The sequence below is a fragment of the Cellulosimicrobium funkei genome (genome assembly GCF_004519295.1).
Lineage (GTDB): Bacteria > Actinomycetota > Actinomycetes > Actinomycetales > Cellulomonadaceae > Cellulosimicrobium > Cellulosimicrobium funkei.
The window spans coordinates 161,974-176,367 of record NZ_SOZH01000007.1; the positions used below are offsets into that span (position 1 = coordinate 161,974).

The window sequence follows — 14,394 nt, forward strand, 5'->3', positions numbered from 1 at the left end:
CGGCCCCCGCGGCGCGCACCTCACGGAGGCTGCCCGGCGGACCGCCGTCGTTCGCCCGGCGACGGGGTCGCGGCGAGCGCGACGGCGCCCAGCACGAGAGCGCCGGCGCTGGTCAGCGCCCTCTCGCACGCGGCGAGGGTCGCTCCCGTGGTGACGACGTCGTCGACGAGGAGGCACGCCACGACCGGTGCCGGCGCGCCGGTCGACGGGCGCCGCCCGGGCGGTCCTCGACGCGCTCCGGCGGACGGTCCGACGAGCCTTCCGGCACCGGCCCCGAGAAGTTTCCCGGGGGCGACGGCGACCGTGCCGAGACGGGCCCCGCGCGCCCGCGAGCCGAGCCCGACCTGGTCCCGGGCGCGCCCGCGGTGCACGAGGAGCGCGGCGCTCCGGGCGGAGGTCCCCGAGGTGTCGAGGCCGGCGGCGACCGCACGCGCGAGCAGAGCGACGGGGTCGCGCCCGCGGGCGCGACGCGCGGCCCGCGTCGTCGGTGCCGGGACGACGAGCACCGGGAGACCCCGGGACCCCTCCCCCCGCACCGCCCCGAACCCGGACCCGAGCGCGGGACCGAGCGCGGGGCCGCGCCCCGGCCCGAGCACGGCTCCGAGCACCGGCCCCAGCGCGGTGCCCGCGCGCCACGCGGCGTCCGCGAGCGGCCGGTCGAGGTCCGCCCGGCCGCGGTCCTTCCAGGCGACGACGACGCCGCGCACGGGCCCCGTGTACGCCGCCGGCGCCCACACCGGCAGGGGCGCGACGCCGTCGAGCCGGTCGAGGCGGGGCGCCCCACGTTCGCGCCGCCGGAGCGGGGCGCGCAGCGGCGCGAGGCAGGGTTCGCACCACCGGACGTCGGACGCGTCGCAGCCGGGGCACGCGACGGGCAGGACGAGGCGGGCGACGTCGTCGAGGGCGGCGAGGAGCACCGGGCCAGCGTGCCCGGTGGCGCGGGCGTCCGGCACCGGCGAACCGGCCACCTGTGGACGACGCACGCGCCGCCGGCTCCCGACCCGCGCCGTCCGGGAGCCTGTGGTCGCCCGGCACGCCGCGCGCCGCCGGGCGCGCGGCGTCTCAGCCGGGGTACGTGGGCAGCCGGACCTCGGTGGCGATCTTGGTCCAGAGGCTCGACGTGCCCGCGGCGTACAGGCTGCTGTCGCTCGTCCCGACGAGCGTCGTGCCGACGCCCGTGGCCGACGCGAGCGAGACGGCGCCCTCGACGGGCGAGGCGGCGACCGTCGGTCCCCCGACGGGCACCCGCTGGACGACGACCTCGGACTCCCCGGACGCCCGGCCGAGGACCCCGAGGAGCGTGCGGTCGGCCCACGTCACCTGCGTCGCGGCGGCGATCGGCTGCCCGACCCGGACCGGGGCGGAGAGCTGGGTCGGCCGGCCGGCCTCGTCACGGACGATGCCCGCGACGTGGACCTGCGCCCCGGAGCCCGAGTCGCTGACGACGGCCACCCGGGCGCCGTCGGGCGCGACCCGCAGCGACATCACGGTGCGCCCGTCGAGCCACGGCGCGGCCACCTCGGAGACCGCGGCGTCGCTGCCGGCCTCCCGCAGGTCCACGACCTGCAACGACCCTGCCTGCACCTGCGGGCCGCTCCACACGTACTGGAACCGGTCGATCGACGGCGCGACGAGGCTCGTCCCGGTGAGGAGCGTGACGGGCCCGGCCTCGGCCGTCGGCGCCGTGACGAGCCGCCCGGCACCGTCCCGCACGACGTACGTGGCGTCGTCGGCGCGGCCGCGGAACGCGAGCGCGGTGGGCTGGAGCCCGGCGAGCGGGGCGGCCGACGTCACCGCGCGCGTCGTGCGCCCCTCCAGGCTCATGATCTGGTCGCCCGAGAGCACGACCGGCTCGTCGGGCGTGGTGGCGACGCCGATGGTCGGGACGTCGTCGGCCGAGAGCTCCGAGCCGCCGACGCCCACCGTGATGTCGACGGGCACGCCGAGCGAGGCCTGGAGCTGCGCGATGAGCATCGCGCGGTCGGCCGGCGACGCCGCGGTCACCGGGTCGGTGAGGGGCACCGCGACCCTGCCCTCCACCGGCGGCACGGAGTCGATGCTCAGCGAGGTGCCCTCGGGCGCGACCGTCGCGACGGACCCTGCGAGCCAGTCCGCCGGTCCGCGCAGCGTCTCACGGACCGCGAGCGCCTGCCAGTTCCGGCTCGGGAACCAGCGGGCGTCGGGCACGAGGTAGGCCCGGTCGAGGGCCGGGAAGTAGAGGTTGGCCTGCTTGAAGGTGCGCGCGAAGTTGGTGGCCGTGATCGTCAGCCCGTCGTCGACCACGTCGATGCGCCACTGGTCGTCGGCGTCGCGGACGAGGCCGTAGGAGACCTCGGTGGTGCGGCCGGGCGCCTGCTCCGTGTAGACGCCGCGCTCGTCGACGGTGCCCACGACGTCGGCGGTGGCGCGGACCGTCGTCGTGCCGCCCTCGATCGCGGCCTCGTCGACCTCGAGCTGCGGCACGTCCTCGAGGATCGCGACCTGGGAGACGGGCGACCAGTCGTCCTGCGCGTCGCGCGTGAGGAACTCGGACGCGACGTCGAACGAGCCGCGCGCGCCCTGGGCCTGGGCGGCCAGGAAGCCGCGGACGATCTGGTCCGGCGAGGCGTCGCGGCGGGGCGAGGCGGCGCTGACGAACGGCTGGCCCGGGTCCTCCGGCGTGGCCTCGCCCTCGACGACGGGCCCGGACGTGGGGATCGAGGCGCACGCCGCGAGGGCGGCGACCCCCACGGCCGCGAGCCCAGCGGCGAGCGCGCGCCCGACCCGGCGCCGCAGGTCCGCCTGCCCCGCGGTCGGACGCCGCACGGTCCCCGTCGTGGTCATCGCCCCTCCTGGACGTCGTCGGGGCCGGCGGTCGGACCGCCGCCGGAGCCGGGCACCGTCGCCCGGCCGGGCTGGGGCGCGTGGTCGCGCGGGATGACGACGGGGATGCCGCCCGTGACGGACGGCAGGTCGGCCGGGCCCGCCGTGCCCTCGACGTCCTCGACGACCGGCGTCCGCACGCTCCACTCGGCGGGCAGCCCGCGGCCGGTGGCCGCCTCGGAGACGAGCGGCAGGGGGGACGACTGGAGCCGGATCCCGGCGCGCCGCGGGAGCGTGAGCCGGAAGCTCGCGCCCCGGCCGGGGCGGCCCCACGCCTCGAGCCACCCGCCGTGCAGGTGCGCGTCCTCCAGGGAGATCGCGAGCCCGAGGCCCGTGCCGCCGGTCGTGCGGGCGCGTGCCGGGTCCGCACGCCAGAAGCGGTCGAACACGTGCTGGACCTCGTCGGTCGTCATCCCGACCCCGTGGTCGCGGACCGTCACCGCGACGGCGTGCCCGTCGCCGTCGACCGTGATCTCGACCGGCCGCTCCTCGGCGTGCTCGATCGCGTTGACGACGAGGTTGCGCACGATGCGCTCGACGCGCCGCGGGTCGATGTCGGCCGTGACGGGCTCGTCGCCAAGGTGGACCGACAGCCACACGCCCTTGCGCTCGGCGAGCGGGGCGGCGTGGTCGACGGCGGCGTTCACCACGTCGCGCAGGTCGCGCCGCTCGGCGTCGAGGACCGCGGCGCCGGCGTCGAACCGGCTGATCTCGAGCAGGTCGGCGAGCAGGTCCTCGAACCGGTCGAGCTGGGCCTGCAGGAGCTCGGTCGAGCGCCGCGAGACCGGGTCGAAGTCCTCGCGCGACGCGTGCAGCACCTCGGAGGCCATGCGGATCGTGGTGAGCGGCGTGCGCAGCTCGTGGGACACGTCCGAGACGAACCGGCGCTGGAGCATCGACAGCTCCTCCATGCGCCCGATCTGCTCCTGGAGGCTCTGCGCCATCTCGTTGAACGAGTGCGCGAGGGACGCCATCTCGTCGTGGCCCTTGACCGGGAGCCGCTCGTCGAGGCGGCCGTCCGCGAGCCGTTCCGCGACGCTCGCGGCCTGGCGCACCGGGAGCACCGCCTGGCGCGTGACGAGCGCCGTGATCCCGACGAGCAGGGCGAGCAGTACGAGCGCCCCCACGAGCAGGACCGACTGGAGGAAGCGCAGCGTCTCCTGGTCGGCCTCGAGGTCGTAGAGGTAGTAGAGCTCGTACGTGCCCGCGACCGGCACCTCGACGGTCGAGCCCACGACGATGCCGGGCACCACCCCCGACGACTCCGGGTGCGCCGGGTCGACCGGGATCGCCACCGACTGGAGGTACTGCTCGCCGTCCGCCGCGACGGTCGCCGCACGCATCTCGGGCGACACGAGGCCGTCGAGCTGCTGGTCGGTCGACTGGTCGAGGAAGCCGACCGTGCCCGAGCCGCCGGACTGCCAGAGGAAGACGTCGCGCGACGACCCGGTGGTCTGGAGCATGGAGAAGAGGTCGAAGAGGAGCGACTGGGCCTCGGTCGGCGTCGACGCGGGCGACGCGTCGAGCGTGCGGCGCGCCTGCTGCGTGGACTGGGCGCTCTCCTGGTCGAGCTCGGCGGCACGCCGCTCGTAGAGGCCGTCGCGCATGGCGTCGGTGAGGTACGCGCCGAGCGCCCCGACGGTCAGCACGCCGACGACGAGCGCCGACGTGACGACGCGCAGCTGCATCGACGAGCGCCAGCGCCACACCACCCGGCGGACGGTCGCGCGCGCCCGGCGCCGGACGCGGCGCCAGAGCCCTCGCCCGCGCCCGTCGGCGGAGCCGGCCGTCGTGCTCACGTGCGGGTCGCGCCCGCCTTGTAGCCGACGCCGCGCACGGTGAGGACGATCTCCGGGTTCTCCGGGTCGTGCTCGATCTTCGAGCGCAGGCGCTGCACGTGGACGTTGACGAGCCGCGTGTCCGCCGCGTGCCGGTAGCCCCAGACCTTCTCGAGGAGCACCTCGCGCGTGAAGACCTGCCACGGCTTGCGCGCGAGCGCGACGAGGAGGTCGAACTCGAGCGGGGTCAGGGACACCTGCTCGCCGCCGCGCGACACGCGGTGCCCCGTGACGTCGATCTCGACGTCGCCGATGGACAGGTGCTCGGGGGCGGGCTCCTCCGTGCGACGCAGGCGCGCCCGGATGCGGGCGACGAGCTCCTTGGGCTTGAACGGCTTGGAGATGTAGTCGTCGGCACCCGACTCCAGGCCGAGCACGACGTCGACCGTGTCGCTCTTCGCGGTGAGCATGATGATCGGGACGCCCGACTCCGCCCGGATGAGGCGGCACACCTCCGTGCCGTCCTTGCCCGGGAGCATGAGGTCGAGCAGGACCAGGTCCGGCTGCGTGGTGCGGAACGTCTCGAGCGCGAGGTCGCCGTCCGCGCAGAACACCGGTTCGAAGCCCTCGGAGCGCAGGACGATGCCGATCATCTCGGCCAGGGCGGTGTCGTCGTCCACCACGAGCACACGAACCTTCATGCGGACATCTTGCCATCGACGGGCCCGACGTCGGGGCGGCCGGGCCCCGCGGCGAGGGTGAACCCGCGGGCGGGGGCGCACCCGGCGGCGCGAGCCGGTCGGCCGCCGCGCAGGGCCGCGTACTAGGGTGGCCTCGCCGCCGTTGCCGATCCTCGCCCGGCGGCCTGGACCGACGCCCGAGCCGATCGCGGGGGACCACGAGCACATGAGCACACCCGACACCTCCGGCACGCCGGACGGTGCCACGCCCGACCCGACGGCGGCCCCCGGCCCCACGCCGCCCGCCGCGCCCGGTCCGGGCGGCGACACGAGCGGCTGGGGCGCGCCCTCGTACGGCGCCCCCGGCTACGGTGCGCCCGGCTCGCCGGCGCCGCAGCCGCGGTACGGCCAGTACGCGCCCGGCCAGGAGCCCGGTCAGCACCCGCCGACGGACCAGCCGCCCGCACCCGGCGCGTGGGGTGCGCCCGGCGCCGCTCCGGGCCAGCCGGGCTACGGCCAGCCGGGCTACGGCCAGCAGCCCGGCTACGGCCAGCAGCAGCCGGGGTACGGCCAGCCCGGCTACGGTCAGCAGCCCGGCTACGGCCAGCAGCAGCCGGGTTACGGCCAGCAGCCCGGTTACGGCCAGCAGCAGTTCGGGCAGGGCCAGTACGGGCAGCAGCAGTACGGCGCGCCGGGCTACGGCCCGCCGCCCGGCCTCGCGGGCGCGCCCTACGCGCCGGCCGCGGCGAAGCCCGGCATCATCCCGCTGCGCCCGCTGTCGCTCGGCGAGATCTTCGACGGCGCGTTCGGCGCGATCCGCCACAACCCCCGGGTCGTGCTCGGCATGAGCGCGCTCGTCGTCGTGGTCGCGACGCTGCTCGGCACCTTCCTCGGCTGGGCGTTCTCCGGCTACGTCGCCCAGTACTTCGACGTCGTGCTGGACGAGGCCACCTTCCCCGGCTTCGACGAGAGCTTCGCCACGACGCTCGCGAGCTCCCTCGGCATCCAGGTGACCACGTTCTTCGCCGCGCCGATCATCGCGGGTCTCCTCACGGTCTCCGTCGGCCAGTCCGCGATCGGGCGCAAGGCCGGCGTCGGCGAGGTCTGGTCCCAGGTCGGACGGCGCACGTGGTTCCTCATCGCCTTCCCCCTGCTGACCGGCCTGGCCGCGTCCGTGGCGCTCGGCCTGGCCACGCTCCTCGTCGTCGCGGGCTTCGCGGTCTCCGAGGGGCTCGGCGCGTTCCTCATCGTCGTCGCCCTGCTCGCCTGGCCCGTGCTCCTCGTCTGGGTCGGGACGCGGACCGGCCTCGTGCCTCCCGCCCTGGCGCTGGAGGGGCAGCCGTTCTGGCGGACCGTCAAGCGGGCGTGGCTGCTCACCCGCGGCAGCTTCTGGCGGCTGTTCGGCATCTACCTGCTCGCCCTCGTGGCGATGAGCTTCGTCTCCGGCATCGTCGCGTACCCCGCGAGCCTCGCCGCGTCGTTCCTGCTCATGGCGGGCCAGACCTTCCTGTACCACCTCGTGCAGGCGATCGGCGTCGCGCTCTCGATGATCCTCACCTCGGTCTTCCTGGGCTGCATCGTCGCCCTGCTCTACATCGACGTGCGCATGCGCCGCGAGGGCCTGGACGTCGAGCTCGCCGCGGCGGCGAGCGAGCAGCCGCCCGCATGACCGTCCGGTCGCTCGCGGCCGACGTGCCCGTGCAGCCCGGCGCCGACGAGGCCCGGCGGTGGCTCGTCGGCGAGCTCGCCGGGCCGGAGTACCGCACGGACCCGTCGCTCCTGCAGCGGTTCCTCGAGTGGCTCCAGGGACTGTTCGACGGCGCGCCCACGCTCGACCTCGGCGGCCCGCTGACGGCGGTGGTCGTCGTCGTGGCGGTCGCCGTGGTCGCGGCGGTGGCCTACTGGGTCGCCGGTCCGGTGCGCCTGTCGCGCCGGGCGAAGGCCTCGGTGGTCGTGCTCGACGACGACGCGCGCACCGCGGCCGAGATGCGGGCCGCGGCCGACGCCGCCGCGGCGCGCGCCGACTGGGCGACCGCCGCGCTCGAACGCTTCCGCGGCGTCGTGCGCTCGCTGGAGGAGCGCGCGGTCCTCGACCCGCGTCCCGGACGGACCGCGTGGGAGGCCGCACGGACGGCGGGCGAGCGCCTGCCCGACGTCGCGGACGGGCTCGAGCGCGGCGCGCACCTGTTCGACGACGTCGCGTACGGCGCCGTGACCGTCGGCCCGGAGGCGGACGCCTTCCTGCGCGCGCTCGACGAGCGGACGCTCGCGACGCGCCCCGCGCTCCGTGCGGAGCTCGCCGCCTCCGCGCCCGGTGACGGCGCATGAGCGCCCCGACGACGTCCTCCGCACCGCCCTCCGCGGGCGCGTCGGGCGACCCGCGAGCCGTGACGACCGCCTACGTGCCCGTCGTCGGCGACGGCACGACCGCCCGCTCGCGGGCCCGCAGCCGCTGGCGCCGGGCGCGCTGGCCCGTCGCCGTCGTCGGCGCGCTGCTGCTGCTCGCCGGGCTGACGGCGCTCGCGCGGCCCGCGACGTCGGCCACGCCGCTCGCACCCGACAACCCGGGCCCCGCCGGGGCGCGCGCGGTCGCGCAGGTGCTGGGCGACCAGGGCGTGCAGGTCACCTACGTGCGCACGGTCGCCGACGCGGTGCGCGCCGCCGAGGAGGGCGGCACGCTCCTCGTCGCACAGGGCGACTACCTGCTCGACGAGCAGGTGGAAGCGCTCGTCGGGACCCCCGCGGACCTCGTGCTCGTCGCGCCGCCCGACCACCTGCTCGCCGCCGCGACCGACGGCGGCACGGAGCTCGCGTACGACTGGGGCTCCGGCGGATCGGCACGACCGGCGCGCTGCGCGGACCCGGCCGCGCAGGCCGCGGGCTCGATCCGCTCCGACGGCGTCGGCTTCGTCGCGCTCGACGACGCGACCGTCCTCTGCTTCCCCTCCCCCGACGACCCGTCCCTGGGCGCCTACCTCGTGCACGAGGCCGACGGGCGCACGGTGCGCGCGGTGGACACGCCCGCAGTCCTGCGCAACGATTCGGTCACCGAGGACGGCAACGCCGCGCTCGCGCTCTGGACGCTCGGCGCGCACGACCGTCTCGTGTGGCTCGTGCCCGACCCGTTCGACACGTCGCTCGCCGACGACGGGAGCACGACCCCCGGGCTGTCCCTGCCGCCGTGGTTCGGCGTCGTCGCCCTGCAGGCGCTCGTCGTGCTGCTCGTGGTCGTGCTGTGGCGCGGCCGCCGGCTGGGCCCCCTCGTGACGGAGGACCTGCCGGTCGTCGTGCGCGCCGCCGAGACGACCCGCGGCCGCGGCCGCCTCTACCGGCGCGCGGGCGCGCGCGGCCACGCCGCCGCAGGGCTGCGCGCGAGCGCCGCCGACCGCCTCGCGCACCGCCTCGGCCTGCCCCGCTCGGCCGACGCCCCCACCGTCGTCGACGCCGTCGCCCGCGCGACGGGTCGGCCGGGCGACCAGGTCGCCCAGCTCCTGTACGGACCACCACCCGCCGACGACGCGGCGCTGCTCGAGCTCGCGCGTCACCTTGACCGGATCGAGAGCGAGGTCTACCACTCGTGACGCACCACCCCGACGGCTCCGTGCCGCAGCCCGACCGCTACGCGCCGCCCGCCCAGGACCAGGGCGTCGCCGACCGCGTGAGCGCGGCCGCCGGCCAGCCCGTGCACCGGCCCGGGCCGCAGGCACCCGCCCCGCAGGCGCCGTACGGCCAGGGCCACGCGCCCGCCACGCCGACCCCGAACCCCACACCCGTGCACGACGCCCCGCCCGCGCCGTCGCCCGAGCTGCGGCAGGCGCTCGCCGCCGTCCGCAGCGAGGTCGGCAAGGCCGTCGTCGGGCAGGACGGCGCCGTGACGAGCCTGCTCATCGCGCTGCTCTGCAAGGGCCACGTGCTGCTCGAGGGCGTGCCCGGCGTCGCCAAGACGCTGCTCGTGCGCACGCTCGCCGCGTCGCTCGACCTCGGCACGAAGCGCGTGCAGTTCACGCCCGACCTCATGCCCGGCGACGTCACGGGCTCGCTCGTGTACGACGCGCGGACCGCCGAGTTCTCGTTCCGCGAGGGGCCGGTCTTCACGAACCTGCTGCTCGCCGACGAGATCAACCGCACGCCCCCCAAGACCCAGGCGTCGCTCCTGGAGGCCATGGAGGAGCGGCAGGTCTCGGTCGACGGCACGCCGCGCCCGCTGCCCGACCCCTTCCTCGTCATCGCGACGCAGAACCCCGTCGAGTACGAGGGCACGTACCCGCTGCCCGAGGCGCAGCTCGACCGCTTCCTGCTCAAGGTCGTGCTGCCGCTGCCGGAGCGCGAGCAGGAGGTCGAGGTGCTCGCACGGCACGCCGCCGGCTTCAACCCGCGCGACCTCGCGGGCGCCGGGGTGCGCGCCGTCGCCGGGCGCGACGTGCTCGACCGCGCCCGCGCGGAGGTCGCGCGCGTCCAGGTCGCGCGCGAGGTGCTCGGCTACGCCGTCGACGTGTGCCGCGCGACGCGCCACTCCCCCTCGCTCTCCCTCGGCGTGTCCCCGCGCGGTGCGACGGCGCTGCTCGCCACGTCGCGCGCGTGGGCGTGGCTCTCGGGCCGCTCCTACGTGACGCCGGACGACGTCAAGGCCCTCGCGCACCCCACGCTGCGCCACCGCGTGCAGCTGCGGCCCGAGGCCGAGCTGGAGGGCGTGACGGCCGAGAGCGTGCTCGACACCGTGCTCGCGTCCGTCCCCGTCCCCCGCTGAGGCGTCGCTCGTGGCCCTGACGTGGCGCGCCGTCGTGCTGGCGGCGCTCGGGATCGTCCCCGTGCTGCTCGTCCCCGTGCCGGGGACGGTGCTCGTGTGGACGCTGCTCGTCGTCGCGCTGTGCGTGCTCGACGCGGCCCTCGCGGCGTCCCCGCGGCGCGTCGCGATCGAGCGGCGCGTCGCGGGCTCCGTGCGGCTGACCGACGCGACGGCGTCCCGGCTCACGCTGACGAACCTCGCCCCGCGGCGGCTGCGCGCGCTCGTGCGCGACGCGTGGCCGCCGTCCGCGGGGACGCAGGTCAACCGGCACGCCGTCGACCTGACGCCGGGCGAGGCGACGCGCGTGACGACCGTGCTCGTCCCGACGCGCCGCGGCGAGCGCGTCGCGGACCGCGTGACGATCCGCTCGTTCGGCCCGCTGCGGCTCGCCGCGCGCCAGGCCTCGATCCCCGTGCCCGGGCGGCTGCGCGTGCTCCCCGAGTTCGCGTCGCGACGCCACCTCCCGAGCCGCCTCGCGCGCCTGCGCGAGATGGACGGGCGCGCCGCGGTGCAGGTGCGCGGCGAGGGCACCGAGTTCGACTCGCTGCGCGAGTACGTGCTCGGCGACGACGTCCGCTCGATCGACTGGCGCGCGTCGGCGCGCGGCCGGGACATGGTCGTGCGCACGTGGCGGCCCGAGCGCGACCGCCGCGTGCTCATCGTCGTCGACACGTCCCGCACGTCGGCGGCGCGCGTCGGGGACGCGCCGCGCCTCGACGCGAGCATCGAGGCGGCGCTGCTGCTCGCCGCTCTTGCGGGGCGCGCCGGGGACCGCGTCGAGCTCGTCGCGTACGACCGCACCGTGCGCTCGCGCGTCGCAGGGGCCGCCGGGCCGCGCCTCATGCCCGCCATGGCGGACGCCCTCGCGCCGCTCGAGCCCGCGCTCCTCGAGACCGACTGGCCCGGCCTCGTCGGCACCGTCCACGAGCGCCTGTCGCAGCGCGCGCTCGTCGTGCTCCTGTCGACGCTCGACGCCGCCGCCGTCGAGTCCGGGCTGCTGCCCGTCGTCGGGCAGCTCACGGCCAAGCACCAGGTCGTGCTCGCCGCGGCGGGCGACCCCGAGGTCGCCGCCCTGCGCGACGACCGCACCGGGACCGCCGAGGTGTACGACGCCGCGGCCGCCGCGCGCGGCGAGATCGAGCGCGCCGCCGTGACGACGGTCCTGCGCCAGCGCGGGGTCGAGGTCGTCGACGCCCTCCCCGACGACCTCGCCCCCCGCCTCGCCGACACCTACCTGGCGCTCAAGGCGGCCGGCCGCCTCTGAGCCCCCGCCGGGGGGCAACCGAGCCGGAGCCGGTGGTCGCGCGAGGTAGAGCCGCGGTCGCACGAGGTAGAGGCCCGGTCCCACGAGGTAGAGCCGAGGCCGCGCGAGGTAGAGGCCTGGTCTCACGAGTTGAGGTTCCCCGGGTTCGCCGAGCAGGGATCCCGGCTCCGTCTGCGGCGCCGGGCCACCTGAAGCGCCCGGTCGGGCGCCACGACCATCCGGTCGGCGCGCAACCCGTCTGAGGTGGCACGACGTCGTCGTCCCTTCGAGCGTGGGCAGGCCCACCCCGGGCGACCACGGCTCTACCTGGCGGAACCACCGCTCTACCTCGCGGAACCACCGCGCTACCTCGCGCAACCCACGCCTCTACCTCGCGCAACCACCGCTCTACCTCGCGCAAACCACGCCTCTAACTCGCGGAGCTACGGCTCTACATCGGGAGACCAGGCCTCTACCTCGCGGGAGGTGGTTCCGGGGCCCTCTCCCCCGACCGTCAGGGGCGGGAGGTAGGGTCGTCCAGCACGTCCATCCCGACCTCAGGAGACTCCCGTGGCCTGGCAGCCGACCGACCCCCGGCAGCGCGTCCGGCGCAACCGTCGCGTCGCGATCATCGTCGTGGTGGCGCTGCTCGCGACGTTCCTCGTCCCGGCGCTCGCGATCGTCCTGTCCTGACGGGCCGATGGCCGACGAGCGGTTCGGGCCGCGGCTGAGCCACGACGACCTCAACCGGGCGCTGCTCGCGCGCCAGCACCTCGCGGCCCCGCGCGACGCGACCGTGCTGGACGAGGTGCGCCACCTCGTCGGCCTGCAGTCGCAGGTCCCGTCGTCGCCGTACCCGGCGCTCTGGTCGCGCCTGGCGGGCTTCGCGCCGGACGACCTGGGCGACCGCCTGCTCGACCACCAGGTGGTGCGCGTCGCGACGCTGCGTGGCACGGTGCACCTCGTCGCGGCCGACGACGCGCTCGAGCTGACGGCGCTCGCCCGCCCCGGTCTGGCGACCTACCTGCGGTCGCGGAACCAGCACGGGACGGCGCTCGCCCATGTCGACCTCGACGACCTCGAGCGCGCGGCGCGCGACCTGCTCGCGGACCCGCTGACGTCGGTCGAGCTGGGGCTGCGCCTCGCGGAGCGCTGGCCCGACGTCGACCCGAAGCACCTCGCGTACGCGGCCCGCTGCCTGCTCCCGCTCGTGCAGGTCCCGCCCCGCGGCCTGTGGGGCGCGAGCGGCACGGGCACGACGACCACCTGGACGACGGCGCAGGCCTGGCTCGGGCGGTCCGACGACGCCCTCGACGCCGTCGCGCACGGCACGGACCCGGACGCGACGCTCGCGGCGCGCGTCCGGCTCGTGCGCCGGTACCTCGCGGCGTTCGGCCCGGCGTCGGTGGCGGACGCGCAGCGCTGGGCGGGCCTGACCCGGCTGCGCGCCGCGGTCGACGTGCTGCGACCGGAGCTCGTGACGTTCACCGGCCCGGCCGGCACCGAGCTCCTCGACCTGCCCGACGCGCCGCGCCCACCGGGCGACGAGCCCGTGCCCGTGGTCCTCGCGGGCGACTTCGACAACCTGCTCCTGTCCCACGACGACCGCACGCGCGTCCTCGGGGACCTGCCGGTCACGAGCGTCGTGAGCGTCAACGGTCAGGTCGCGGCGGCGGTCCTCGTCGACGGCCGCGTCGCGGGCGCCTGGACGGCCCGCCCGGCGGCACCGGCGGCGCGCAGCGCCCGAGCAGCGACCGCGAACACCCCTAGCGCCCGAGCAGCGGCCCCGGCCGACGGGACGCGCCCGGTCGACGGGACGGACGTCGTCGTGCACGTCGAGGTGCGGCCCCTGCGCGCACGGAGCGGCCCCGGCGCGTCCGGCGGCGAGGCGCCGAGCCTCGCCGACCGACTGCGCGACCCCGCGGTGCGCGACGAGGTCGTCGCGCGCGCCGAGGACTGGGTGCGGTGCGGGTGGCCGGACGCGCGGGCGCGCGTCGTCGTCGACGGCTGAGGCATCGTCGGTCAGGCCGCGACGGGGGCCGTGTCGCCCGCGTGGTCGGCCGTGAGGTCGCCCGTCTCCCCGGCCCGGACCGCGCGGCGACCGAGCACGATCGTGTAGACCCAGAACGCCGCGAGCGCGACCGCCCCGATCACGATCTTGAGCCACCACGGCAGCTCCGACCCGGTGACGAACCCCTCGATGACGCCGGAGACCGCGAGCGCGATCGCGAGGCCGATCGCGACGGTGACGAGCGCCCGGCCCTCCTGCGCGAGGGCGCGCGAGCGCGGCAGGGGCCCGGGGTCGATCCACGCCCAGAAGATCCGCAGCCCGGCGGCGCCGGCGACGAAGATCGACATGAGCTCGAGCAGCCCGTGCGGCGCGATGAGCTGGAGGAAGAGCGCGAGCTCGCCGTGCGCGGCCATCATGCCGCCGATCGAGCCGATGCCGACCGCGTTCTGGAACAGGACCCACACGGGGAACACCCCCGTGATCCCGAGGCCCACGCAGAAGGCCGCGATCCGCGCGTTGTTCGTCCACACGACGGCGGCGAAGTCGACGCCCGGGTCGTAGTAGGACGCGAACGCGTCGTTCACGTACTCCTCCTGGACGCTGGGCGGGCCCATGGAGGCGAGGCCCTCGGGCGTGGTCGCGACCCAGACGCCCGCGACGAGCGCGACGAGGAGGCACGCGGCGGTCACGCCGACCGACCACCACCGGATCCGGTAGAGCGCGGCCGGGAGGGACACCGTGAGGAACCGCACGACGTCGCGCCACGCGGGTTCGTGCGCCCCCGCGATGCGCGTGCGGGCGCGCCCGAGGAGCACGGACAGGCGCGAGATGAGCACCGGGTCCGGCGCGACGGAGCGCACGGTCGACAGGTGCGTCGCGACGGACTGGTAGAGCCGGACGAGCTCGTCGGCCTCCGCGCCGTCGAGCGTGCGGCGGCGGACGAGCGCGTCGAGGCGGTCCCACTCCGCGCCGTGCACGTCGGTGAAGGCGTCGAGGTCCACGACCGATACCCTGCCACACGGGGCGTGCCGCCG

The 14,394-nt window shown here is 76.7% G+C and carries 12 protein-coding genes; 7 read left to right on the forward strand and 5 right to left on the reverse strand.

What is annotated here, in order from left to right:
• Window positions 1-20: 20 nt before the first annotated feature.
• From E1O70_RS12955 to mtrA, 4 genes are all read right to left on the reverse strand, one after another.
• A complete protein-coding gene (locus tag E1O70_RS12955) occupies window positions 21-917 on the reverse strand; it encodes a ComF family protein (RefSeq protein WP_061267537.1) in 897 nt (298 codons plus the stop codon).
• 145 nt (window positions 918-1,062) lie between these two features.
• On the reverse strand, window positions 1,063-2,823 hold the full coding sequence (locus tag E1O70_RS12960; protein ID WP_061267517.1) for an LpqB family beta-propeller domain-containing protein: 1,761 nt from the start codon (window positions 2,821-2,823) through the stop codon (window positions 1,063-1,065).
• Entirely contained in the window at window positions 2,820-4,550 is a 1,731-nt protein-coding gene (gene mtrB, locus E1O70_RS12965; protein WP_082774398.1) for an MtrAB system histidine kinase MtrB, read from the reverse strand. The genes E1O70_RS12960 and mtrB overlap by 4 nt, the downstream gene beginning before the upstream one ends.
• 107 nt (window positions 4,551-4,657) lie before the next feature.
• Window positions 4,658-5,341 carry an MtrAB system response regulator MtrA gene (mtrA, locus tag E1O70_RS12970; protein WP_034655451.1) on the reverse strand — a complete coding sequence of 228 codons (684 nt, stop codon included), beginning with the start codon at window positions 5,339-5,341 and terminating at the stop codon, window positions 4,658-4,660.
• Between the two features lie 205 nt (window positions 5,342-5,546).
• Here mtrA and E1O70_RS20440 point away from each other — a divergent pair, with 205 nt between their 5' ends.
• The 7 genes from E1O70_RS20440 (at window position 5,547) to E1O70_RS13000 (ending at window position 13,360) form a co-directional block, all read left to right on the forward strand.
• The gene (locus E1O70_RS20440) at window positions 5,547-6,989 is read left to right on the forward strand and encodes a DUF7847 domain-containing protein (protein ID WP_061267515.1); all 1,443 of its coding nucleotides are present in this window, start codon (window positions 5,547-5,549) and stop codon (window positions 6,987-6,989) included.
• A complete protein-coding gene (locus E1O70_RS12980) occupies window positions 6,986-7,648 on the forward strand; it encodes a DUF4129 domain-containing protein (protein ID WP_061267514.1) in 663 nt (220 codons plus the stop codon). Before E1O70_RS20440 ends, E1O70_RS12980 begins: the two co-directional genes overlap by 4 nt.
• Window positions 7,645-8,901, forward strand: a complete 1,257-nt coding sequence (locus tag E1O70_RS12985) for a DUF4350 domain-containing protein (RefSeq protein WP_240696693.1) — start codon at window positions 7,645-7,647, stop codon at window positions 8,899-8,901. Before E1O70_RS12980 ends, E1O70_RS12985 begins: the two co-directional genes overlap by 4 nt.
• Window positions 8,902-9,092: 191 nt before the next feature.
• A complete protein-coding gene (locus tag E1O70_RS12990; RefSeq protein WP_034656053.1) occupies window positions 9,093-10,067 on the forward strand; it encodes an AAA family ATPase in 975 nt (324 codons plus the stop codon).
• 10 nt (window positions 10,068-10,077) lie between these two features.
• Window positions 10,078-11,370 carry a DUF58 domain-containing protein gene (locus E1O70_RS12995; protein WP_061267513.1) on the forward strand — a complete coding sequence of 431 codons (1,293 nt, stop codon included), beginning with the start codon at window positions 10,078-10,080 and terminating at the stop codon, window positions 11,368-11,370.
• 549 nt (window positions 11,371-11,919) lie between these two features.
• Window positions 11,920-12,042 carry a hypothetical protein gene (locus tag E1O70_RS20590; protein ID WP_255179365.1) on the forward strand — a complete coding sequence of 41 codons (123 nt, stop codon included), beginning with the start codon at window positions 11,920-11,922 and terminating at the stop codon, window positions 12,040-12,042.
• A gap of 7 nt (window positions 12,043-12,049) precedes the next feature.
• On the forward strand, window positions 12,050-13,360 hold the full coding sequence (locus E1O70_RS13000) for a winged helix DNA-binding domain-containing protein (RefSeq protein ID WP_061267512.1): 1,311 nt from the start codon (window positions 12,050-12,052) through the stop codon (window positions 13,358-13,360).
• A gap of 11 nt (window positions 13,361-13,371) precedes the next feature.
• Here E1O70_RS13000 and E1O70_RS13005 read toward each other — a convergent pair whose 3' ends face one another.
• Complete coding sequence (locus E1O70_RS13005; protein WP_061267511.1) at window positions 13,372-14,361, reverse strand: stage II sporulation protein M; 990 nt, start codon at window positions 14,359-14,361, stop codon at window positions 13,372-13,374.
• Between the last annotated feature and the right edge of the window lie 33 nt (window positions 14,362-14,394).